The following is a 25,177-nucleotide window of genomic DNA, read 5'->3' as shown; positions in this document are numbered from 1 at the left end:
TATTTTACTGTACATGACCTTCTAGCCATGTCACAGTATGTGTTAATTTATCTTCAGCACGCTCAATAGCCGCAGCGACCTGTACAGTTGCTGTACCGCCATACACATTACGTGCATTGACTACAGCTTCTGGTTGCAATACAGCATAGATACTGTCATCGAACAAAGGGGAGAAGTTTTGGAATTCTTCCAGTGTTAGATCCAGTAAGTATTTACCTTCTTGGATACAGTACAGTACCGTTTTACCAATCACTTCATGAGCTTGACGGAAAGGAAGACCTTTACCAACCAAGAAGTCTGCAATATCAGTCGCATTGGAAAAGTCTTTGTTGACTGCTTCACGCATACGTCCTGTATTTACTTTCATCGTAGCGATCATCGGTGCGAACAATTGAAGTGCACCTTCCAATGTAGCCACCGTATCGAACATACCTTCTTTGTCTTCTTGCATATCTTTGTTATACGCAAGTGGCAACGATTTGAGTACAGTCAGTAATCCGATCAGATTACCGTATACACGACCTGTTTTACCACGTACCAATTCTGCTACATCCGGATTTTTTTTCTGTGGCATAATACTGCTGCCTGTGCAGAACGCATCATCCAATTCGACAAAGCTAAATTCTGTACTGCTCCATAACACCAATTCTTCGCAAAGACGAGAGAGATGGGTCATAATCAGAGACGCACCTGCTAAGAATTCTACGATAAAGTCACGATCGCTAACCGCATCCAAACTGTTCTCATATACACCATCGAATCCTAATTGTTCTGCTACATAATGACGATCAATCGGGAATGTGGTTCCAGCTAATGCACCTGCACCAAGTGGCAATACATTAATCCGTTTATAGCTGTCTTTCAGACGATCAATATCACGCTCAAACATCGAGACATACGCCATCAGATGATGAGGGAAAAGAATCGGTTGAGCACGTTGTAGATGCGTATAGCCCGGGATAATCGTATCCATATTGCTTTTTGCTTGTGTAATCAATGATTCTTGTAATCCATGAAGTAGACCTGTAAGTTCTACAACACGTTTGCGCAAGTATAAATGCATATCTGTCGCTACCTGATCATTACGACTACGTCCAGTGTGTAATTTACCACCTACAGCACCGATTTCTTCGATCAAATGCTTTTCAATATTCATATGAATATCTTCATCCGACACCGAAAATTGAATCTCGCCTGCACGGATTTTATCGAGTACTTTGTTTAGACCCTTTTTGATGATTTCTACATCTTCAGCAGGTACAATCCCACATTTGCCTAGCATACTGACATGTGCCAGACTGCCTTGAATATCTTCTTCTGCCAAAGCTTTATCAAAGTGGATTGAAGCTGTATATTCTTCAACCAGATGATTGGTTTGTTTGGTAAAACGTCCGCCCCATAATTTACTCATAGCTGTGGTTCACTCTCCTTTATCCGCTTGCGCTGCTTGACGCACACCTGCGCCTACACGTAGACGAAGAGCATTCAATTGGATAAAGCCTGCTGCATCCCCTTGATCATAAGCATTGGTTGGATCAGCTTCCATCGTTGCAATTTCAGGGTTATACAGACTGTAAGGACTGCTTAGACCTGCTGCAATAATATTACCTTTGTATAATTTCACACGTACTGTACCTGTAACATTTTTTTGGCTTTCAGTCACTAATGCTTGTAAAGCTAGACGCTCCGGTGCAAACCAGAAGCCATTGTACACTAGATTGCTATAACGAGTAATCAGTGAATCACGCAGACTCATCACTTCACGATCCATCGTTAAAGATTCTAATTTGCGATGCGCTGTAAATAGAATCGTTCCACCCGGTGTCTCATATACGCCACGGCTCTTCATACCTACAAAGCGGTTTTCCACCATATCAACACGACCGATACCATGTTTACCACCAAGCTCATTTAATTTTTCCATCGCTGCGAGTGGAGTCAATTTCTCTCCATTTAGCGCTACACAATTTCCATTTTCAAATTCCAAATCTAACATTTCTGGTTGATCCGGTGCATCTTCTGGAGAAACGCTAAGCAAGAACATATCTTTATTACTTTCTGCGCTTGCATCAAAGTTAGGATCTTCCAATACACCACTTTCATAACTGATATGTAGCAAATTGCGGTCAGTTGAATACGGTTTTGCCGCTGAAGCTGTTACCGTGATGCCATGCTTTTCAGCATATTCAATCATCTCAGCACGTCCCGGGAACTGATCACGGAATGTTTCTAAGCGCCAAGGAGCGATGACTTTGATCTCAGGAGCAAGAGCTGCTGCATTCAATTCAAAGCGAACCTGATCGTTTCCTTTACCTGTAGCACCATGAGCGATAGCCATAGCACCTTCAGCACGCGCAATCTCAACCATACGCTTCGCAATAAGCGGACGAGCAATACTTGTACCTAGTAGATATTGTCCTTCATATAGTGCTCCTGCTTGGAACATTGGATAGATAAAATCTTCGGCAAATTCAGCACGTAGATCATCAATATAGACTTTAGAAGCTCCTGTTGCTAATGCTTTTTCTTCCAAACCATCCAGTTCATCGGCTTGTCCGATATCTGCGGTAAATGCGATAATCTCTGCATCATATGTTTCTTTTAACCATTTCAAAATAATAGATGTATCCAGTCCACCTGAGTATGCAAGTACAATTTTATTTTTAGCCATGTTGTTGTATTCCCTCCACTTTCTTCATATCCATATATCGAACTATTCTTATTCTATCTTACTTTATCCGATCAAAGCCGCCATAATTGCTTTTTGTGCATGTAGACGATTTTCTGCTTCATCAAAAATCACACTATTGGGTCCATCAATAACGCCTGCACTGACTTCTTCACCACGATGAGCCGGTAGACAGTGTAAGAAAATATAATCGGATTTCGCATGACTTACCAGTTCTTCATTGACCTGATAATCTTTAAATGCTTGTTCACGAATCTTCTGTTCTTCTTCAAATCCCATACTTGCCCAGACATCGGTATAGATTACGTCTGCATCTTGCACAGCTTCTTTTGGATCGCGAACAACTTTGATCGTTGCTCCACTTTCAGCGGCTAAGGCTTCACATTGTTTCACTACTTCTGGATCAGGCTCATATCCTTCTGGCGTGGCTACATAGACGTCCAATCCTACACGAGCGCCACCAATCATTAGCGAGTGTGCCATATTGTTACCGTCTCCGATATACGCAAGTTTTAATCCTTTGAGCTTCCCTTTGTTCTCCACAATCGTCTGGAAATCAGCCAGTACCTGACAAGGATGTCCTAGATCACTCAGTCCATTAATAACCGGAATATCTGCATATTTCGCCAGTTCGGTTACATTTTCATGTCCAAAGGTACGAATCATAATTCCATCGAGGTAGCGTGACATCACGCGTGCTGTATCTGCAATAATCTCACCGCGTCCCATTTGGATATCATTTTTACTCAAGAACAGAGCATGTCCACCTAGCTGAAAAGTACCGACTTCAAAAGATACCCGTGTACGTGTCGAAGATTTCTCGAAAATTAATCCGACTGTTTTACCTTCGAGTGGACGATACGATTCTCCTGCTTTTTGCTTACGCTTCAGTTCGATTGCTAGATCAATTAAAAAATGAATTTCTTCTGCGGTATAGTCGCTTAATTCCACAAAATCTTTGCCTTTAAAATGACTAAGTTCTAACGAACTGTTTTTCGATACTGCATCTGTCATGGATATGAACCTCCTTATTTCGATTTATTTTCCATTGATGATCGTTGAATTATTTACAATCGGCGCATACGCTTCGATAATATCTTTGATCATATCTACTGCTTGATCAACTTCTGCTTGAGTCACTAAAAGATTTGGTAACAACCGAATCACATTAGGCCCTGCTGTAATAAATAACAATCCTTTTTCTTGCCCAACTGTAACCAATTCGCCTACAGGACCATCACATTCAATACCGATCAATAATCCTTTACCACGAATATCTTTAACAAACGGATGGTTGCCGATTTTCGCTTGTAATTGTTCTTGTAGATAGGTTCCCATCGTAGCCGCTTGTTCTACTACGTTCTGTTCTTGCATCGTTTCAATTGTAGCGATAACAGCCGCTGTTGCTAGAGGTGTACCTCCAAATGTAGAACCATGACTTCCTGCGACAAATGCTTCTTTGAGGAATCCTTTACCGACCAATGCCCCAATCGGGAAGCCACTTCCTAACCCTTTGGCTAATGTGAAAATATCCGGTTCGATACCATAATGCTCATAAGCGAACATTTTACCTGTGCGTCCCATACCTGTCTGTACTTCATCTACGATCAACAATAATCCGTGCTCGTTACACAGATCTACAATATGTTGCATAAATTCAGGTTCTACTGGATAGACGCCACCTTCAGCTTGAATCATTTCGATCATAATAGCTGCTGTATGCTCATTCACCGCTGACTTGAGGGCATCGAGATCATGCAAAGGTACCGTTACAAAGCCTGCTGGCAATGGATGGAATCCTTCTTTCACTTTATCTTGTCCGGTTGCTGTCAGTGTAGCTAGTGTACGTCCATGAAACGATTGTCCGAAAGTAATAATCTCGTAACGTTCTTCACCTTTAACTTTTTGCTGATATTTACGGGCTAACTTGATTGCCCCTTCATTCGCTTCTGCTCCGCTATTACAGAAAAATACCGCATCTCCACAGCTATTGGCGGTTATCAGTTGTGCCGCTTGTTCTTGATTAGGAATATGGAACAGGTTCGATGTATGCCACAATTGATCCAATTGATTTTTGAGTTTATCAATAACAGTGTCCGGTGCATGACCTAGATTCGTCACAGCAATACCGCACATAAAGTCGAGGTATTTTTTACCGTCAGTATCCCACAGATAACTACCTTTTCCTTTGGCAAAAGCGATAGGATAACGCGCATACGTTGGAAATAAAGAACTTTCAGATTGCTCAGTGTGCGTTGGTTGTGCAGATTGACTGCTGATCGGATTAGCCATGCTGGTCACGCTCCTCATAATTAATATGTGATTTGAAAAACGAATGAAAATGGGGTGATATGCTAACACCGTTCCAAAAATGGATTTGTTCTTGTCGTCGCTGTTGAGGTGGTATCCTTTTGATTCCGCTTTGCGGTAAGGATACCACCTCAAAGGCGAGCGCTTCGCTCTTTCAGAATCAAATCCATTTTTTCCACTCTGTGCATATAACCTCATTTTAAGATCGTTTTTAATTTTACAGGTGGGGTGGCAAGGTGGTTAAAGTTCTTGCATTTAGTGTTTAGATTTAGTTCTTGGATTTTGGGTTAGTTGAAATAGATTTAATATTTTAAAAACTGGTTAGTTAAAGTACATTGAAATTGGATTAGTCTTTGAAAGATTTATTTTAAGTTGCGTATAACAATATTGGATATAGCCATAAATAATAATATTTTTACATATACTTTGAATGAGATTGAATATCTTTAAGATGTTAATCAAAAATTCATAGGAATTTTTAACAATAGATACTGCTTATCGCCTATCTAAACTATAGATTTAATTGTTGGCTTAGCTTGATTGTATCTTTAATTTTTACGCACAATGCGTGTGCCTATGGTTTCGCCTTTGAGTACACGGCTGAGTACTTGTGGTTCGGTGCCATCTACGATTATGACTTCTTGTACTTCGCCGTGAATGCAAGCGATGGCTGCTTTGACTTTGGGGATCATGCCGCCGTAAATTTCTCCGGTAGCGATCATGTCCTCAATATCTTGAATAGACACTTGGGGTAATACTTGTTTATTGCCGTCGACAGATCGCATGATTCCAGGTACGTCTGTGACAACGATCATTTGTGGTACACCTAGAAAAGAAGCAACTGCACCTGCAGCAGTATCTGCGTTGATGTTATATCGTTGTCCGGTCGCATCACTGCCAACAGGAGCGATAATAGGCATATACCCTAGATCGACAATACCTTGAATAATCGAAGCTTCAACATACGTCACATCACCGACTAGCCCGACTTCACTTGAGTTGGCTACAGGCTTCGCTTGGATCAATGAACCGTCTACACCCGATATACCGATCGCTTTGCCACCTGTACTTTGGATGCGTCGTACAATCTGCTTGTTGATACTGCCTGAGAGTACCATTTCAACTACGTCTAACACTTCTTCTGTTGTTTTACGTAATCCACCGACAAATTCAGTTTCGATGCCTAACTTGCTCAAATTCTCAGAGATTGCAGGTCCACCGCCATGCACGATAACAGGTTGAATGCCGGATAACTGAATCTCATTTAAATCGGTAAAAAAAGAATCCGGTAATGCTGCAAGTGTACTCCCTCCGCACTTCATGACAAAAGTACGTGTATTGGCTCCGCTCATTGTTGGTATCACCTAACCTTTATTTGAACTTAGAATAGGATGTGTAATTGATAATCATTATGTCCGGTAAGCTGCATTGATACGTACATAGTCATACGTCAGGTCACAGCCCCATGCTACAGCTTGTCCATCTCCATAGTGTAAATCCACGACGATTTCAACTTTATCGCCTTGTAAGTACGCCAGTGCTGCTTCTTCGTCAAAAGGAACCGGTCTAGAGCCTGTCAGTACCACGATATCGCCTAAGCGGATATCTACGGTCTCTACATTCAAAGGTTCGCCTGCGCGCCCTACAGCGGCTATTACACGTCCCCAGTTAGCATCTGCTCCAAACATTGCAGATTTAACCAAACTTGATCCGATAACTGTTTTGGCGATTGCTCTTGCAGATAGCTCACTAATCGCTCCTGTCACGATCACTTCGACTAGCTTGGTCGCTCCTTCGCCATCACGAGCGATCGCTTGAGCTAGATATTCACAGACTTTACGGAATCCCGCAGCAAAACGAGCCCAATCTGGATGCTCTGGTGTTAATTCATTATGTGTAACAAAGCCACTCGCCATCGCAACTAGCATATCATTGGTACTTGTATCTCCATCCACCGTGATCATATTGAATGTCTGATCTGTGGTCTGACTTAATAATTGGTGTAACGCACTTGAAGAAATCACGGCATCTGTCGTCATAAATGCAAGCATGGTTGCCATATTTGGATGAATCATTCCTGATCCTTTAGCCGCTCCTGCAATATGCACTTCTTGCCCATCGACTATCACAGAGACACAGATTTCTTTTTTAACTAAATCTGTTGTTAAGATCGATTGGCAAAAAGCTTCGGCATGTTCTTCTGTTTTGCCGATATGAGCAGGAAGTCGAGTGATTCCAGCAGATAAACGATCCATTTTCAGCAATTCACCAATAACGCCTGTAGAGGCTACTGCTACTTCATGTTCGTGAAGACCTAAATACTGTGCTGTCTGAGCACGCATCGTATATGCATCTTGTTCACCTTGTTTGCCTGTACACGCATTAGCATTTCCGCTATTCGCTACTACCGCACGTAATGTTCCATGTGCTAGACTTTCGCGGGTCACTTGAAGCGGTGCCGCTTGAAAAAGATTCGTTGTATACACAGCTGCTGCATTTGCCAGTTCATCACATACAATAACACCCAAGTCGTTACGCTCTGTTTTTTTCAGACCACAATGCAATCCACCTACCTGAAATCCTCGGGGAGTGACGATAGAACCTCCCTCAACTACTTTGAATCCCTGATCTGCCATGATATCTCCTCTCACTTCCTGATCGACAATAACTACTTTAAATGCTATACACTGGCTAATGCTTATACTGCCAAGCACTGCGGACTAGATATTTTGCTTTGCAAAAATCTTTTTCTTATTGAACTTGGGTCGTGCTTATATTGCCAAGCACTATGGATAAACAGGGACCATTTTTAGACCTAGTGTTTCTTCCCAGCCCATCATACGATTTAAGTTTTGGATTGCTTGTCCTGCGGCGCCTTTGACTAGATTGTCGATCACAGACACAATTGTAATGCGTCCTGTGCGCTCATCTACAGCGAATCCGATATCACAATAATTAGAACCAGCTACTTCTTTTGTTGAAGGCCAGTTGCCTTGCTTGCGGATACGTATAAATGGACGATCACGATAATACTCACGATACAGATCGATCCAATCTTGTTCATTATGTTGGCCTTTGATCGTTGCATACATCGTTGTCATAATTCCACGTGTCATCGGTACCAATTGAGTACTAAACGTGACAACCACAGGTTCTCCAGTAACGCCAGACAATACTTGCTCTATTTCTGGAATATGTTGATGTTTATTTAATTTATACGCTTTAAAATTTTCATTCATTTCTGCATAATGGCTTGTTAAGCTCGTCCCACGTCCTGCACCGGATACACCTGACTTCGCATCGATAATAATAGAGCTATGATCGATCCATCCTGCTTCCACACCAGGCATTAATGCAAGTAATGTAGCAGTAGGATAACAACCTGGATTCGAGATTAGACGCTGATCTTGTACATCATTACCCTTTTGCTCGCATAATCCGTACACCGCTTCTGCTAAATAGTGATCTGCGGGTGCATCATGCTTGTACCATTGCTCGTAAGTACTGCTATCTTTGAGGCGAAAATCACCGGATAAATCAATGACTTTCAACCCTGCTTCTAAGTATTGTGGAACTAAAGTGCTACTCACTCCTGAAGGTGTTGCGGTAAATACAATATCTGCTTTGGCAGCCGTAGCTATTGCATCGACTCCGTCTAAGTCCATATCAATAACTCCGCCTAAATGAGGAAATTGATCCGACATGGGTGATCCACTGCTAGATGCAGAAATAACCGAAGTGATCTCGACATGCGGATGATGCTGTAAAAAACGAATCAGTTCCACCCCGCCATAGCCGGTGGAACCTACAATAGCTACTCTTTGTTTAGTTGGATTCAAGTTGAACTCCTCCTGTACTCAAATAAGATCATCGATCTACTGTATCCATGTATAAGCAATTTTCCATTTCCATAACAACGATTTCCATTTCAGTCCGAATAAATAAGATGTGTATTATTATACATCGATGTTAATATAAATACAACTTTATGAATAAATTTCTTACTTTTATGCATCTACACGATGTCTTATCTATTTTAGTTGTATTATATACGAATAAAAGACCTTTATCTGATTAAATTTCAGAAAAGGTCTTTTTTACTTTTAATCTATACTTTTGTCTGATATTACTAATTATATCGTTAAAATGATCTTACTCATCTATGCTATTCATTTGTACATGTATCGTGCTATGATATCTATAAACCATTATTTACCATTTTATTTTAATACTTGATATACAATTTGATAAAGAGAAAGGATTCTGTAGATGAGGAATATAGCGATTAATTTAATTTCTGCTTTTCTCACAGGATTGCTTGTGGGTTACTTATTAAGTGGAACTATCACGATCTCGATTGTACTTGCTTGTCTAGCAAGTGTAGCTATTTTAGCAATTGGTTATGCCGTCATTTATCTTTTGAAAAGAAAAACTAACTAATACATACTACAAAAATAGTTTTAGCTTATAAGATTACAGATGATTAGAACTATACCAGACAGTACCTAGACAGCACCTTTATAATCTATTGCTCTGACCCGGTACACTATAAAAAAATCCTCTTCGCTTCTCAGCTTAGAACTCTTACCTAATGAGTTCTAAGCTGATATGGCGAAAAGAATTTTTTATTTTATCCAGTCATTTTGAATCCTTTACCTAATACTTCTTGGGCATTGCTAATAATCACAAAAGCATCAGGATCAACCGAGCGCACAATGGTTTTCAAGCGACTGGCTTCATTTTGTCCAATGACGACCATTAATACGGTTCGTTCGTCACCAGTATACCCGCCTTCACCATTAAGCTTCGTTAAACCACGATCCAGATCATTCAAAATCGCTGTTTGCATTTGTTCAATATCGTTGGTGATAATATACGCTACTTTGGAGTTACTGAATCCTAGCTCTACCGCATCGATCACTTTACTGGTGATATACAGACTAATTAATGCATATAATGCTTGTTCTGGTTTGAGTAATAATCCTGCAAACACAATAACACTACCGTCTGTCAAAATCACACAAAAGGACATGCTGAATCCCGTATACTTTTGAATAATTTGCGCTAATATAGATAATCCGCCTGTCGAACCACGTCCACGAAATACGATCCCAAGTCCCAATCCGACTCCGATTCCTCCATACAACGCTGCTAATAAAGGGTTAGTGGTAGGCACAGGAAAACTACTGGTCAGATAGACAAATAGAGGTAGCACAATCGTTCCGATTAACGAACGCATTCCATATTGTCTGCCTAGTAAAATAACACCTGCGATAAATAAAGGAATATTAAGTAGCCACTGAATATAAGCGGGTTCGATCCCAAGCAGTTGGTTAACAATAATCGATATCCCGGAGACCCCTCCTGAAGCGATATGATTGGGTAATAAAAACAGGTTAAACGTCAGTGCCATAATAAAAGCCCCTACGATAATCAACAAAATATCCCAACTGTTGCGAAGAGGCCCTGTTAATGGAATCATTGGGGGTTTACGTCTGCGTTGTCCTGTACGAGGTTGCATGATCATTTCTATATTCTCCTGTACTCATTATTTTGCATAAAGTTACATAGCTTTCTTATTCTAACGCAACCCTATTTATTTGAAAAGAACATACAGTACCGTAGTGTAGCAGAGATGTTTTGCTTCGCCACCATCTTTTTAAACAAAGATAGAAATCTTTATATCGCTATAGACTAAAAGTAGATCTATTTGGGTAATTGAAGCACAAAAAAAGCCTGATATGAAAGATAACTCTCATACCAGACTTTAAACGATCGATTATTATTCAACTTCAATTTTGAGCTTACTGCGTAAAAATCCATCGATAAATGGATCTAAATCTCCATCCATTACTGCACCGATATTTCCTGTTTCGACAGAAGTACGGTGATCTTTGACCATGCTATAAGGATGGAATACATAAGAACGAATTTGACTACCCCAAGCAATTTCTGATTGCTCGCCGCGAATCTCATCCAATTGCTTACGCTCTTCTTCAATTTTACGTTCTACTAATTTGGAACGTAACATCGTCATCGCATGTTCACGGTTTTTGATCTGTGAACGTTCACTCTGACAGGTAACAACAACCCCAGAAGGTAAATGCGTAATCCGTACAGCAGAATCGGTAGTATTGATATGCTGTCCACCGGCACCACTTGCACGGTACGTATCAATTTTCAAATCTTCTGTACGAATTTCAATCGTAGAGTCATTCGTAATCTCTGGCACCACATCACAAGACACAAATGAAGTATGACGACGACCTGAAGAATCGAACGGAGATATCCGTACAAGACGGTGTACCCCTTTTTCAGCTTTGAGATAACCGTAAGCGTTATGTCCTTTGATTAGCAACGTTACGCTTTTAATTCCAGCTTCATCGCCAGCAAGATAATCCATAACTTCCACTTTGAAGCCACTTTTCTCTGCCCAACGTCTGTACATACGGAGCAACATTTCGCCCCAGTCCTGCGACTCAGTTCCGCCTGCTCCCGGGTGAAGTTCTAAGATAGCATTCAAGCTATCATAAGGTTCATCTAATAGTAACTGCAATTCAAAAGCTTCGATTTTACGAACAAGCTTTTTCACACTTTCGGTTACTTCTTTAGCCAGTGATTCATCATCTTCTTCATCTGCTAATTCTGCCATTAGGCTAGCATCATCATGCTCTTGTTGAAGCTCTAGATAATCATCTACAGCACCTTTAACAGCATTCATTTCAGAAATGACTTCTTGTGCCGATTCGTTATCATCCCAGAACCCGGGTGCAGACATTTTCTCTTCAAAGTTAGCAATCAGCTCACGCTTCAGGTCTAAGTCAAAGAGACCCCCTAAGGTTAGATAATTTGGTAGCCATTTCACGTAAATCATGTTTTATACTCGGATCGATCATTGGTACATTCACCTCTTCATAATGAATAGATATTTTGCTGTGCAAAAATCTTCTTTTATTTAAACCATTAACGCTTTTACTTCCAAGCGTTATAGATAGCGATTCATTGATCCAACAAGAGACACCCACGATAATGGTGAGTGTCTCTTGGGATACAACAAATCTAGATATTTGTATTCAATTGATTATGAATTATTTACGTCTACGACGACGTTCTTCGCGAGAAGGGCGTTTTTCAGCCGTTTCGCCACCACTTGTGCTCATTTTGCTTTCATCTACAACGGCTTCGCGTTCCTGATTACTTGCAATTTGTGCTCTCATCACATAAGTAGCGACTTCTTCTTGAATTTCAGCGATCATTTGGTTAAACATTTCGAAGCCTTCGAACTGGTACTCACGCAAAGGATCTGTACCACCATAAGCACGAAGATGAATACCTTGACGCAATTGTTCCATCGCATCAATATGATCCATCCATTTACGGTCAACTGCACGAAGAACGACTACTTTTTCAAATTCGCGAACCATTTCTTCGCCAATTTCTTTTTCACGTTGCAAGTAACGAAGTTCTACACGCTCGAACAGATAGTTAACCATCTCTTCTTTTTCTTGCTCATGTAGTTCTTGTTCTGTAATAGTACCTTCTTGTAAGAAGTTATTATTGACATAATCTGCAATCGCTTGAAGTTCCCAATTCTCAGGGATATCGTCATTACAATGTACTTCGACGATACGTTCAATACAAGGCTTGATCATTTGCAATACAACTTCACGAATATTATCGGATTCTAATACTTCACGACGTTGTTTGTAAATGATTTCACGTTGCTTGTTCATCACATCATCATACTGCAAAACGATTTTACGCATATCGAAGTTACTACCTTCAACACGTTTTTGAGCGGATTCAACAGCACGTGTAATCATACGACTTTCGATAGGCTGATCTTCTTCAAAGCCTAGTTTCTCCATCATATTCATTACATTATCTGCACCAAAGCGTTTCATCAGCTCATCACCAAGAGAAAGATAGAACTGTGTGGAACCTGGATCACCTTGACGACCGGCACGACCACGAAGCTGATTATCAATACGACGCGACTCATGACGCTCTGTACCGATGATATGAAGTCCACCTGTGTCTTTTACACCTTCACCAAGTAGAATATCTGTACCACGTCCAGCCATATTGGTAGCGATTGTTACTGTACCCGGTTGACCAGAACGTGCAATAATTTCTGCTTCTTCTGCATGGTATTTCGCATTAAGAACCTGATGCTTGATGCCTTTGCGTTTCAACATTTCAGAAAGACGCTCAGAGTTCTCAATCGATACCGTACCAACAAGGATCGGTTGGTTTTTCTCATGACGTACAACGATTTCGTCCACAACAGCGCGGAACTTGCTTTCTTCGCTCTTATAGACAACGTCAGCAAAGTCTTCACGTTGATTCACACGGTTAGTAGGTACTTGAAGTACTTCTAGACCGTAGATCTTTTTGAATTCTTCTTCTTCTGTTTTCGCTGTACCTGTCATACCTGCAAGCTTTTTGTACATACGGAAGTAGTTCTGGAACGTGATTGTAGCCAGCGTCATACTTTCGTTTTGTACTTTTAACGATTCTTTCGATTCGATCGCTTGGTGTAGACCATCACTATAACGACGACCAGCCATTAAGCGACCTGTAAATTCATCAACGATCAATACTTCACCATCAGCGACTACATAATCCACATCACGACGCATGATCGTATTTGCTTTAAGCGCTTGTACTACATGGTGATTGATCGTTACATTTTTATTATCGTACAGGTTTTCAAGTCCGAAGAAGTTCTCAGCCTTTTCTACCCCTTTTTCAGTCAAAGCTACCGATTTCACTTTAATATCCACATTAAAATCATCTTCGATTTTCAATGTTTTAACAAAGCGATCCGCAGCAAAATACAATTCAGTCGATTTCTGTGCTTGTCCTGAAATAATCAATGGTGTACGAGCTTCATCGATCAAGATCGAATCCACTTCATCAATAATACAGAAGTACAATGGACGTTGTACCATTTGCTCTTTGTACAACACCATGTTGTCACGCAAGTAGTCAAATCCAAATTCATTATTTGTACCATAAGTGATATCACAAGCATAAGCCGCTTGCTTCTCGTCATGTTGCATACCGTTCAGGTTAACCCCTACAGTCATGCCTAAGAAGTTATAAATGCGACCCATTTGTAGACTATCACGTTGAGCCAAATAATCATTAACAGTAACCACATGCACACCTTTACTAGCAAGTGCATTTAGATATACAGGAAGTGTCCCTACAAGTGTTTTACCTTCACCTGTTTTCATCTCTGCAATTCTTCCTTCATGCAGAGCGACACCACCGATCAATTGTACGTCAAAATGACGCATGCCTAGCACACGTTTGGAAGCTTCACGTACAGTACAGAATGCTTCTGGCAATAGTTGATCCAGTGTTTCTCCTTTTTCCAGACGTTCGCGGAATTCAGCCGTTTTGGCTTGCACTTCTTCATGAGACAGTGCCTCAAATTCCGGTTCCATTTTATTAATGATCTCGACGGTTTTCAATAGACGTTTAACATCACGTTCATTGGTATCGCCAAAAATTTTCTTTACAAGTCCTAGCATGGTTTACCCCTTTCGCGCAAAACAGAGATAGATTATTGAATAATGCAAATACCGTAACGCTTATGGGGGATTATTCAATAACCTCAGTTGCAATAAATTGTACCAGTTTCAGGGAAAAGCCGCAACAAAACAGCGCATTTCCTATACTTCTTTGACATATGATAAAATTTCAATAGGGCACAAGATCAATATATCCCGTGCCTGACTATATCCATATGATGTTCGTCATCGTTTTTTGAGAGCTTCTTCTACTTATTACGCAAAAGAACACAAAATGTTTCTTAAATCATTCAAGTCTTATTATACCGTACTGTAGAGCGGATTGTACAATTTTTCCACGCAAAAAGAGCCTATCCCGAAGGATAAGCTCTGATTTTATATCAATTAAAAGTTATTCTTGTTCAATAAGTCCGTATTTACCATCATCACGACGATAAACTACGTTTACCTCTTGCGTGTCTACGTTGGAGAATACAAAGAATGTATGTCCAATCATATTCATTTGCAAGATCGCTTCTTCAACGTCCATAGGCTTCAATAAGAAGCGTTTGTTACGGACAACTTCCAATTCATCTAATTCATGTTCAATATCCGCATCCTCAGCAACAGCAAGTGCAGCAGCCGTAGGATCTTCTACGAAGAAGGATTTCAAGCTTCCCTCTTGGCGGAATTTACGATTTAATTTAGTTTTATGTTTGCGAATCTGACGTTCCAGCTTATCCACTACAGAGTCGATTGAAGAATACATATCTTCACTGCGATCTTCTGCACGTAAAATAAGTCCTGGGAGAGGGATAGTAACCTCTACCGTGTGCTGTCCACGATTAACACTAAGTGTAACCGTTCCGTCAGAAACGGGAGGTGAATCAAAATATCTTTCAAGTCTGCCTAACTTTTTGTCCACATAATCTTTCATAGCTTCAGTAACATCGATTTGTTGACCACGTATAGCAAAGTTCATAAGGCACTCCTCCTTTAGGGAATTATAACATAGATGTTAACGGCATGTAAAAAGGATACTGGTGCAAATTAGCAGTGACATTACATTGTCAAATCTAGCCGTCAGAGTACCCGCGTCTGACCTTATATGATAAAGCTGAGTATATAAGGATACTTCTGTCAAACGCTTGCAAAATCCTCAAAACTACTTTCGTCTATAACAGGTATAGCATCGAAAATAGCTCATCTATTATGCCGCCCTTGTTCTCCATTAACCAATCTATTGCCTGTTAAATCGCTTGTTATGTGACAGATCACTGAAAGTTATTGATCAGTAAGTACCTAAGTTATTCATAAGCTTGTCACATCATAGAAAAAGACTCCGGAGTCTCCGGAGCCTTAGCGTAATAGTCAAATGTGTAACCATCAATAATACCTATGTAGGTCGGCAAATGCCAAAAGGATGATTATAATTTGATAACGTTAGCTGCTTGTGGTCCACGTGCGCCTTCAACGATGTCGAATTCTACGGATTGACCTTCTTCTAACGTTTTGAAACCTTCAGTTTGAATCGCAGAAAAGTGTACAAATACGTCTCCGCCTTCATCAGTCTCAATAAAACCATAACCTTTTTCTGCGTTAAACCATTTTACTTTACCATTCATGCAATAACATTCCCTTCGTTATCAAATAAGTAGAGTAAGACATTGCCTACATTTATAAATATACCAAATTTGGTGGGTAAATGTCAATTGGTAAAGTGAATACTTTCATGGTATTTTATTACAATTATATTGTTCCGATTGTTAATTCATTATTTTCACTATTTGAATATACATGGTTGTTTATTATCGGTAAATAGTTCTGTTAATTTAATTCATTTCAGATGGATCTTTAGATTTAATATGAGGAAGAAGTGCAATAAATCTTGATAAGACTAATAATGTCATAATCAAACCAATAAATGCTTCTAACGAAATTGCAATCAAGCTCCATTTATCATAAATCTCAAAGTTAGGTTGGCCAAATGTCGTCATAGTTACAAAACTCATGTAGATCGCTTGCAGAGTATCGTTGTTCAAGTTATTTTCAATCTTGAAAGATTTAAGAAAGTAAAGATAGATATATGAGAACCAACATATAATTTCGAAAAAATTATGAATTAACAATATAACCATTCTTCGATAACTTTTCAAAGCATATGTATTCCCACTATCATTTCCATTTGGTTTATAACCAGCAAATAATGATAAGTTCACTTGATAAAAAAGAATTTCGATTACTCTTAAAGTTCCATAAATTATAAAAATGATTATAAACCATTTAGGATTTCCTAAAAAATAAGAAACTATTAATCCTAAAATCGATAAACCAACATTCCCTAAAACCCAATTTTCTACAAACAAATAATTATTTTTATTATAACTACGCTTAAATAAAAACTTTGCTAATTCAAATAGAGAACAACGATTTAAGAAACTGAAAATATGATAATATATATTAACTATTCGAGAATCTGTATTATTTTCCGGACTGCTCAATTCTCTCACTCATTTCTTTTAAATATTAAAATTAATTAGAAATATCTTTTTCTAATACAACTTTAAAATCAAATAAAAAGAGTACACTCTATCAATAGAATGCACTCTCTTAGCTATTCTCTTTTATCCATTAAGACACTATCTGAACTATATTTAGAATCATAAGCATTACGTTGTGATTTAGCTACACTTCGTTGCGCAAGCCATATGGCTGCTTCTGCTTTTAAATGATTCATACGATCTTGAAGAGCAATATCGTAATTCAAAATATACTCTAAATCATTTTTATCTTCTAACGTAATTGAATGAGTTTCAAAAAAATCAGGCAACATATTGATTAGTTTTTCACGATCCTCTATAAATTGCTCTAATTCTTCATAGGATAGCTCATTTAAGCCCTTCATAATCTTATCAGTAGCACATTTTAAAGTGACAATAGGATTATCCATGCTTAACTTCATTAGATCCTGGCGCCAATTTGTTAGCTTCTACCCATGTCTCACGAAGATCACGTAGGTATCCTAATGCTTCTTCAGCAGGTTCTATTGATTTTTTGATATTGGCTTGAATTAATAAATAATTCATATATTCATAAAGTTTGCCCAAACTCGCTGCAATATCGTAGGAGTGATCCAGAGTTGCTGATAATTCACTAATAATAGCTTGTGCTTTACCAAAGTTAGTATTAGACTTCTGATAATCTTGTTGATTCACTCCATCAATAGCTGCTAATGCAAAACGAATCGCACCATCATATAACATGATCAGAAGTTGACCTGGAGAAGTTTGTACTGCATTTTGACGGTACTTTTCGTAAGGTGAAGAAATCATAGTACACCATCCTTTATAATTTTAAAAATATATAATTACGAACTTAGATAATTGGTTAAACTGCTTGATTGAGAATTCAATTTTGACAGAGCCGATTCCATAGACGTAAATTGTTTGTAATAACGAGTTTCTCGATCATTCAAGCGACTGGTAAGAGCTAGAATTCGATTATTATAATCTGTTAATTCTTTAGCCATAAGGCTTTTATTACTAAATGCTGCTGTAGCATCTGCATTGAATCTTGAAGTTCCCGCTTTCTCTGCCAATTTACCAATGGTATCATTTAACTTATTGTATAGTTGATTAAATACGCCAGTCTTAGCATCAGTTCCTTGCAATGTTGTAATAATTCCTTGCGGATTTTTTTCTACTGCTGCTTTGAGTTTCGTCTCATCTAGATATAATTTACCACCTTCACTATACGTACCTGTTGTAATGCCCATATCAGGTAAGCTTACTCCGCCTATACTCCCTAACGCAGTAGTAATGACGTTACGCATATCTTGCATAGCAGATTTGAGGATATCATCACCCTTCAATAATCCACTCATTGATTTTTCGTTCCATGTTTTCACTTCATCTTCACTAAGTTCTTTTTTTTGCTCTGTTGTAAGAGGAGCAAAATTTCTATATTTAGTTTCTTCTGTTTTTGATTTCATTGTACTAAGCATACTGTTATATGAACTGATAAAAGCCTTTAACGTTTCGATCACTTTGCTCGAATCTGTTTGAGTTGAAATTTTACTTTCTCCATTTGTTCCAGATGTAGCTAAGAAATTCAATTGTACTCCATTAACGGTGTTTACATTACTATCAAATGTAAGTTTGGTTCCATTAATTTCCACTTCAGCTTTTTTAGCAGGAGTAACAACTCCATTAGTTGTATCCATTTTAGACAATTTTGCAAAAGTACTGCTTGGATCCACAACTACGGCTCCACCAAATTCCTTCGAAGTAATTGAGAATTGGCCTGTAATTTCATCGAATGTAGCTGAAACTTTGGCTGCACTATTACTATTAATACTAGAAATCACAACATTAATACTATCTGTACTTCGAAAGGTCATTTCTACATCATTTACTTTCAATTTATATTCAGTAGGAGCAGGATCTGTACTATTAGTAATTTGACTAAGTGTAGTAGAAGTTTTAGCTTTTCCATCTGAAGTTGTAAGACTGGCTCCAGTATTAGTGGCTTTAGAAGCTAGTTGGTTAACTGTAACATTCATTGCTATGCCTGTTGCTCCAGCCGTAGCCGTAGCTGTAACCGCACTTGTATTGCCTGTGACCGTAGCTTTCTGTGCATTTAATGATTCAGAACTTTTATAAAGAGAAAGTTTATTTTGACGGAAATCAACAAGTTTACTATTGATCTCTCGATAAGAATCTCGTTTCCACTCTAGTAATTGTTTATTTTGATTAAGTTTATCTAAAGGAATACGCTGTGCTGACATTAGCTGCTTAACAATACTATCTGTATCAATCCCTGATGCCAGTCCTCCCACACGAATAGAAGAAGATGCTGCGGACATATAAGACATAAATAAACCTCCCTGGTATTACAATTTTTTAAATAATTAAGTACGCTTATCCACCAAAATCCCAGCAATATGCATCATATTAGCTACAAGATCTAACGTTTTTTCTGGAGGTACTTCGCGAATCACTTTACCCGTTTCTTTATCTAATACTTTAACCATGATACTATTGGTTTCTTTATGCATACTTACTTGTAGTGTAGTCTCCGGTCCAGATAAAGCTTTAAAAGCATGATCTAATCTTCGCATTAACTCTTCTTGTCCTACAGGTAACACGACTCCTTCTTTTTCCATCTGCTTCATTTCACTAACATTAGCAGGAACCACATTAGGTTGAGGAGAAGTACTGGCGTTATTCAACGGACTGTAGGTGCCACTAGATGAAAATGAGAATTGAACATTCATTAGCGTTAACCTCCGACAATGATTTATTTAATATATATATCGGTTAAAAACATCATTAGCTTTAGAGCGAATAATACAAATAAATAATTTTATATTAATTACTCAGACTAAATAAACATTTACGATAACATAAATGTTAGATTTAAATTAAAATTAAGTAGATTATACTCTGTGCATAGTTAAATCAACATCTAATTTGTATTTTTTTGAGCATTTTGTACACATAAACTCATTTTCATTTTTTTTCAATGGACTTCTACAATCACAGACCCAACCTATTACTCTGGAAGGTACTCCTACAACTTTTTCATGCTGTTTTATAGATTTAATGACTGCTGCGTGCGCTCCAATAAAGCTGTTTTTCCCTATTTTTAAAAGTTGGTTAATAGATGCAGATAACCCTATCCATATATTTTCTTCTGTTATTACATTGCCTGCTATAGAGCTTCCACCGGCTATAATATTTCTATTACCAATGACAGAAGAATGTCCTATATATACTTGGTTATCAATCTTAGTCTCATTTCCTATAGTCGTAAACTCTCCAAATAAACCTTTATCAATAGACACATTTGATCCTATTTCCACATCATTACCTACTTGAACGCCTCCAACATGAGGTACTACTTTTCTAATACCATCTACTTCTTTTACTTGAAATCCATCTCCACCAATAGTCGTATTAGGCTTGATCGTAACTCGATCTCCTATTATTGTGTTAGGCATTAGAACTACATTATCCATAATTATACAATTATTACCTATAATTACTGAATCATGGATGATAGCTGAAGAAGATATGATAGAAGTGGCTTTAGAGCTTTTTTTAAAATTTTTAAAATAATTTCGTGAAGTATATTCAAAAAAAATAGTATAAAATAATGTTTCTGGATTAATTTCTGTTAATAAATAACTTTTAAAATTGACAGTTTTATCTTTTAAGCTGCTGTGAATAATAGCTGCTCCAACATTAGAATAATTGAATTCTTCTAAATATTTCTCGTTCATAATATAAGTTAATTGATATTGATGATTATCACTTCTAGTACTTAAATTTCCGAACTTTAATATTTCTATATTTTCTCCTACGAGAATACAATCAAATTGATAACTGATTTTTTCTAAATGGACTGGCTGCATTAACAACTCCACAATATTCACCCATTCTTAATCTAATTGTATTAAACAGAATACTTATTTAAAGTTTCTATTATATATTCAACTTGGTTTTGTTCTAATAAAGGATGAACAGGAATAGATACTACTTTCTGCGCCACTAACTCTGTGACAGGCAACTCTGGTATAGTTATATTTTTGTCATTTAAATAATGAACAATATGCTTTTGTTGATGAAGTGGATAAGGATAATAGATGCCCGAACCAATATTATTTTGTGTCAAATATTCGGTTAAATGATCTCTTTGAGTAGTTTGAATCGTAAATTGATGAAAAACATGTTTTGCTTTATTGATAGTAACAGGAAGCTTAATACATTTGTTATCTATATTTTCTAAATATTGAGTGGCATTTTCTACACGTCTTTGATTCATATTATCTATTTTTTTAAGCTGTTCAATACCAATTGCTGCCGCTATATTAGTCATTCTATAGTTATAGCCTAGTACTTCATGAACATACCGGGTATTGGATCCATGATTTATTAGTAACTTGCAATTTTCTATAACAGATGACTGCGTAGAGGTTATTAATCCCCCCTCACCCGTAGACATATTTTTTGTTGGATAAAAACTAAAAGTCCCCGCAATACCAAAACTTCCTACTGGCTTAGAATCATAAGTAGCTCCATGCGACTGAGCACAATCTTCTATAATCGTAATATTATTTTCTTTAGTCAGTTTAATAATTTCGTTCATATCACATGATTGTCCAAATAAATGAACTAACATAAGATATTTTGCCTCAGGATATTTCGCTATCGTTTCTTTCAATGAATCTATTGAGATATTATAAGTCTGCTCATCAATATCTACATAAATAGGTATAGCTCCACAATATAAAATAGCGTTGCTAGTAGCTACAAAAGTAAATGGAGTAGTTAACACAAGATCATCTGGTTGTACACCTGCAACTTGTAACGCAACATGCAGTGCTACCGTTCCATTACATACAGCAGCAGAATAAGGCAGATCAAATTTTTGTGAAAATTTGTTTTCAAATTCGTACACCCATTTTCCTTGAGCCAATTCTCCTGTTTTCATCACTTCTACTACTGCATCTATTTCATTATGATCTATAGATGGTTTGGCAATTGAAATAGGATTCATAATCCCTCTCCTTTATGAAGATTTTAGTTAGATAGTTATTATTTTTTGTTGAATTTCTTTAACTAATTTTAATGCCTTTAGACCATCTTTTCCTTCAACCTCAAGTACAGTATTACCTAAAATCGACTGAATAAAGTTATCTATTTCTATTTGTAATGGCTCATCATTTTTCACTAAGATTTTGGCTGTAATTTGTTCTTGTGTATAATGATGATCTGCATTTGTATCAAATATCTTTTTACCAACTTCTGTTCTACTGGAAAGATATAATTTTCGTTCTAATAGATCTGCTTCAATTAATTTATCTTTTAAAATAATTCTCCAACTACGAATTTTTTGTTCTGTAGCTCGACTTGTTGTAATATTTATCAAGACATTATCATCACTAATTAACTGAACATTAACTAGATCACTTTTATTAGAATGAACTTTAATGCCAGTAGAAGATACAATGTTGAGTTTTCTTTTTAATATATAATAGAGGGCATCTATATCATGTATCATAAGATCAGATACTACATCTACATCATAAATTCTAGGATCAAAAGGACTTTCACGATGAATTTCTACAAAAACTGGACTTTCTTTTTTTAGGATATTTTTGAGTTCTTGAATAACAGGATTAAAACGTTCAATATGTCCAATAGACAATAAAGTATTTTGTTGTTTGGCAATTTCAATCAAATCTTCTGCCTCTTCAATACTATCAGTTATAGGCTTCTCTAGTAGGACATGGATTTGATGACTCAGAAAAAAAGAAGCTATCTCAAAATGAGTACAAGTAGGAGTGGCAATACTAACAGCATTAACTTTTCCAAGTACCTTTTTGTAATCTGCAAAATGTTCAATGGGATACTTTGTCTTCACTTTTTCCGCATTCTTTTCATTTGTTTCAACAAATCCTACCAATTCTACATCCGGATTGTGATAATAGTTTCTCAAATGATGAATACCCATATTTCCCGTTCCAATAACTGCTACCCTAAGTGCCATCTATACTACTTCCTGTCCTATAAATTTTGTCCATCGTATCTCTTATTTCTTTTTAAAATTAAACAGTTGTTATCCACTTAGAAAGAGGATACTTTTCTTTAATTATTGATTGCATTTCTACCATTTTTGGTACATCATTCATTTTTTCAGCTATATTATAACAACGCTCGTATGAACTATATTCTGGCTTTAATTTAATTAGCTTATTATAAAATAATTGAGCATCTTCTAAATAACCAGAACTTATACAAAGATCACCTAATAGTATATTGATGTCAATATTACCTTCATTTTGGTTATAAGCTTTTATTAATACATCGATCGCTGCTTCACTGTATCCTTTTTCAGATAACAATTTTCCAAAACGATATTGAAACTCACTATTCGTTTCTGAAAGTAAATTCGCCATCGTTTGTAACACATCAAATTCTTGTAGATAGATTAATTTATCAAAAATATCGATTAAGATATTTTTAATATTTGCAGATAATTTTTGAGATTCAGTATTTTGATTATCAAATAATAATTTGATTATTTTATATTCTTTTTCACTTACATTAATTATGCTTTTGGCACGTATTAATAGCTCTATATCTTTTTTAATAAAAGCTAAAGTGATTAAATCGATTGCATTCTCTTCTGCAACTTCTTCTACCTCACCCCAATATTTCTGAGCAAGATCATACTGTTTGATATATTGATAAGAAATGGCAGATACATGCTTCTCAGCTACAATGTTTTTATTTTCTATATACTGATGCAGTAATGGATGGCGCAAAGTATATAACAAATCTAATAGTCTTTGTAACTCTTCAACAGATGCCACATTGTATAATAAATTAAAATTATTATAAATATCATCTAACGGAATATTAGCTTTTAAAACAATTTCAAAGTATTTATTTAATGAAGGTACAAAGGCAATATTGAACTGTATCGATTGAACAATCATTTCATAACTTTGTAATAGTTTGCCTTGCATATCATATAGTACAGCCAAATTAAAATAAGCAATATAACTTCCAACGCCTTCATTCACTGTGATTCCATTATCTCCAATAGCTAGACAATGTAGCCATGCTAATTCTGCATCTCGATAATAACCTGCTTTTTTAAATAAATTTCCACGTTCATTCCATATACCTGTATCTTCTGGATATAACTCTACGGCATCTTCTAATACTTTCAATCCATCTTCTATAAATCCTAGTTGATCTAAACATGAAGCCATTTTAGTTAATAGCTCTGGCTGATACATTCTATTTTCACTACCTACAAATGCTTTTTTAAAATATTCGAATGCTTTATCGTATTCTTCAATATTCATATAAAGCTTAGCCATATTATACAAATTGTAACTTGTAGGATTTTCTTTAACTTCTATCTGCATCAAAGGCATATTACGGTTACGTTTATCTTTTTCTTCCATAACTTCATCCGTATATCCTGTATGCTGAACGATTGCGTCTGATTCGCCTCTACTCAGTTCATTTTCCAGTTGATCAATATCAAGATGTTCATGAAGCCTATTTTTATAACGTAATCTTTTTTCATTTTTAAATACACGAATAGAAGAATGCGTCAACACTCTATTATTAGACAATAAATTTTTAATACGCATAATATAGTAATCTTTAAATTCAGCAATATCTTTTTTGAGATCTGATTGCTCTTCCAGGTATTCATCTGCATCTAACACCAGTAAGTAATCTGAAGTCGCTTGATCTAGCGAGTAATTACGAGCCGCCGCAAAATCATTAATCCATTCAAATGAATAAATTTTTGCTTGATACTTTTCTGCGATTTCCAATGTACGATCTGTAGAACCGGTATCTACAATTATAATTTCATCTACTTTACTTTGAACACTATTCAGGCATTTTTCTAATACTTTCTCTTCATTCTTCACAATCATACAAAGTGATATTGTATATGTCATTATCTCTCTCCTAACTATAACTGATACACTATTTATCGGTGATTTAATAATAGAATGTTAGTCATGATTGCATATATGTGCAATTGCTTTATATAAAAAAAGCGATCTCCAGTAATGGAGACCGCTTTGATTGTGAAGATTAACGAAGCAACTGCAACACGCCTT

General features: G+C 37.1%; 22 protein-coding genes. 1 reads left to right on the top strand and 21 read right to left on the bottom strand.

Annotation, left to right across the window (positions count from 1 at the left end):
- Nucleotides 1–4: 4 nt before the first annotated feature.
- The 7 genes from argH to argC form a co-directional block, all read right to left on the bottom strand.
- Nucleotides 5–1,411, bottom strand: a complete 1,407-nt coding sequence (gene argH / locus PaeCFBP13512_RS19150; protein ID WP_137225378.1) for an argininosuccinate lyase — start codon at nt 1,409–1,411, stop codon at nt 5–7.
- 9 nt (nt 1,412–1,420) lie between these two features.
- Nucleotides 1,421–2,671 carry an argininosuccinate synthase gene (locus PaeCFBP13512_RS19145; RefSeq protein ID WP_069328524.1) on the bottom strand — a complete coding sequence of 417 codons (1,251 nt, stop codon included), beginning with the start codon at nt 2,669–2,671 and terminating at the stop codon, nt 1,421–1,423.
- A 63-nt stretch (nt 2,672–2,734) separates the two neighbouring features.
- Nucleotides 2,735–3,703 (bottom strand): ornithine carbamoyltransferase, encoded by a 969-nt coding sequence (gene argF, locus PaeCFBP13512_RS19140; RefSeq protein ID WP_137225376.1) that lies wholly within the window; start codon nt 3,701–3,703, stop codon nt 2,735–2,737.
- Nucleotides 3,704–3,727: 24 nt separating this feature from the next.
- Nucleotides 3,728–4,981 (bottom strand): acetylornithine transaminase, encoded by a 1,254-nt coding sequence (locus PaeCFBP13512_RS19135; RefSeq protein WP_137225374.1) that lies wholly within the window; start codon nt 4,979–4,981, stop codon nt 3,728–3,730.
- Between the two features lie 566 nt (nt 4,982–5,547).
- Complete coding sequence (argB, locus tag PaeCFBP13512_RS19130; protein WP_137225372.1) at nt 5,548–6,351, bottom strand: acetylglutamate kinase; 804 nt, start codon at nt 6,349–6,351, stop codon at nt 5,548–5,550.
- Between the two features lie 57 nt (nt 6,352–6,408).
- A complete protein-coding gene (gene argJ / locus PaeCFBP13512_RS19125; RefSeq protein ID WP_137225370.1) occupies nt 6,409–7,635 on the bottom strand; it encodes a bifunctional glutamate N-acetyltransferase/amino-acid acetyltransferase ArgJ in 1,227 nt (408 codons plus the stop codon).
- Nucleotides 7,636–7,785: 150 nt separating this feature from the next.
- On the bottom strand, nt 7,786–8,838 hold the full coding sequence (argC, locus tag PaeCFBP13512_RS19120; RefSeq protein ID WP_137225368.1) for an N-acetyl-gamma-glutamyl-phosphate reductase: 1,053 nt from the start codon (nt 8,836–8,838) through the stop codon (nt 7,786–7,788).
- 430 nt (nt 8,839–9,268) lie between these two features.
- Between argC and PaeCFBP13512_RS23285 the strand changes: the two genes are divergently transcribed.
- Complete coding sequence (locus tag PaeCFBP13512_RS23285) at nt 9,269–9,439, top strand: hypothetical protein (RefSeq protein WP_161594325.1); 171 nt, start codon at nt 9,269–9,271, stop codon at nt 9,437–9,439.
- Nucleotides 9,440–9,629: 190 nt separating this feature from the next.
- Here the strand turns inward: PaeCFBP13512_RS23285 and PaeCFBP13512_RS19115 are convergent, their stop codons facing one another.
- From PaeCFBP13512_RS19115 to PaeCFBP13512_RS19050, 14 genes are all read right to left on the bottom strand, one after another.
- Nucleotides 9,630–10,526, bottom strand: coding sequence for a YitT family protein (locus tag PaeCFBP13512_RS19115; RefSeq protein ID WP_137225366.1), 897 nt, complete (start codon nt 10,524–10,526; stop codon nt 9,630–9,632).
- A gap of 255 nt (nt 10,527–10,781) precedes the next feature.
- A protein-coding gene (prfB, locus tag PaeCFBP13512_RS19110) for a peptide chain release factor 2 (protein ID WP_137225364.1) occupies nt 10,782–11,895 on the bottom strand; the annotation gives its coding sequence in 2 pieces (ribosomal slippage) (nt 10,782–11,822 and nt 11,824–11,895; 1,113 coding nt in all).
- Nucleotides 11,896–12,087: 192 nt separating this feature from the next.
- Nucleotides 12,088–14,541 carry a preprotein translocase subunit SecA gene (secA, locus tag PaeCFBP13512_RS19105; protein WP_069328531.1) on the bottom strand — a complete coding sequence of 818 codons (2,454 nt, stop codon included), beginning with the start codon at nt 14,539–14,541 and terminating at the stop codon, nt 12,088–12,090.
- Nucleotides 14,542–14,932: 391 nt separating this feature from the next.
- A complete protein-coding gene (gene hpf / locus PaeCFBP13512_RS19100) occupies nt 14,933–15,502 on the bottom strand; it encodes a ribosome hibernation-promoting factor, HPF/YfiA family (protein WP_069328532.1) in 570 nt (189 codons plus the stop codon).
- 445 nt (nt 15,503–15,947) lie between these two features.
- Nucleotides 15,948–16,145 carry a cold-shock protein gene (locus PaeCFBP13512_RS19095; protein WP_069328533.1) on the bottom strand — a complete coding sequence of 66 codons (198 nt, stop codon included), beginning with the start codon at nt 16,143–16,145 and terminating at the stop codon, nt 15,948–15,950.
- A 207-nt stretch (nt 16,146–16,352) separates the two neighbouring features.
- A complete protein-coding gene (locus tag PaeCFBP13512_RS19090; protein ID WP_137225362.1) occupies nt 16,353–17,021 on the bottom strand; it encodes an ion channel in 669 nt (222 codons plus the stop codon).
- A gap of 113 nt (nt 17,022–17,134) precedes the next feature.
- Nucleotides 17,135–17,470, bottom strand: a complete 336-nt coding sequence (locus tag PaeCFBP13512_RS19085) for a hypothetical protein (RefSeq protein WP_137225360.1) — start codon at nt 17,468–17,470, stop codon at nt 17,135–17,137.
- The gene (fliS, locus tag PaeCFBP13512_RS19080) at nt 17,463–17,852 is read right to left on the bottom strand and encodes a flagellar export chaperone FliS (protein WP_137225358.1); all 390 of its coding nucleotides are present in this window, start codon (nt 17,850–17,852) and stop codon (nt 17,463–17,465) included. The genes PaeCFBP13512_RS19085 and fliS overlap by 8 nt, the downstream gene beginning before the upstream one ends.
- A gap of 35 nt (nt 17,853–17,887) precedes the next feature.
- Nucleotides 17,888–19,393, bottom strand: coding sequence for a flagellar filament capping protein FliD (gene fliD / locus PaeCFBP13512_RS19075; RefSeq protein ID WP_137225356.1), 1,506 nt, complete (start codon nt 19,391–19,393; stop codon nt 17,888–17,890).
- A 36-nt stretch (nt 19,394–19,429) separates the two neighbouring features.
- Nucleotides 19,430–19,795 carry a flagellar protein FlaG gene (locus tag PaeCFBP13512_RS19070; protein ID WP_137225354.1) on the bottom strand — a complete coding sequence of 122 codons (366 nt, stop codon included), beginning with the start codon at nt 19,793–19,795 and terminating at the stop codon, nt 19,430–19,432.
- Nucleotides 19,796–19,957: 162 nt separating this feature from the next.
- Nucleotides 19,958–20,935 carry a DapH/DapD/GlmU-related protein gene (locus tag PaeCFBP13512_RS19065; protein WP_137225352.1) on the bottom strand — a complete coding sequence of 326 codons (978 nt, stop codon included), beginning with the start codon at nt 20,933–20,935 and terminating at the stop codon, nt 19,958–19,960.
- Between the two features lie 41 nt (nt 20,936–20,976).
- Complete coding sequence (locus tag PaeCFBP13512_RS19060) at nt 20,977–22,080, bottom strand: DegT/DnrJ/EryC1/StrS family aminotransferase (protein ID WP_137225350.1); 1,104 nt, start codon at nt 22,078–22,080, stop codon at nt 20,977–20,979.
- 27 nt (nt 22,081–22,107) lie between these two features.
- Nucleotides 22,108–23,073: a Gfo/Idh/MocA family protein gene (locus tag PaeCFBP13512_RS19055; RefSeq protein WP_137225348.1), complete on the bottom strand. Its 966-nt coding sequence runs from the start codon at nt 23,071–23,073 to the stop codon at nt 22,108–22,110.
- Between the two features lie 58 nt (nt 23,074–23,131).
- Nucleotides 23,132–25,012 (bottom strand): glycosyltransferase, encoded by a 1,881-nt coding sequence (locus tag PaeCFBP13512_RS19050; protein ID WP_137225346.1) that lies wholly within the window; start codon nt 25,010–25,012, stop codon nt 23,132–23,134.
- Nucleotides 25,013–25,177 lie beyond the last annotated feature (165 nt).

The sequence above is a fragment of the Paenibacillus sp. CFBP13512 genome (genome assembly GCF_005233705.1).
Taxonomy (GTDB): Bacteria; Bacillota; Bacilli; order Paenibacillales; family Paenibacillaceae; genus Saccharibacillus; species Saccharibacillus nuruki.
The sequence above is the reverse complement of the archived record's forward strand: the minus strand, read 5'-3'. Positions and strand labels throughout refer to the sequence as shown.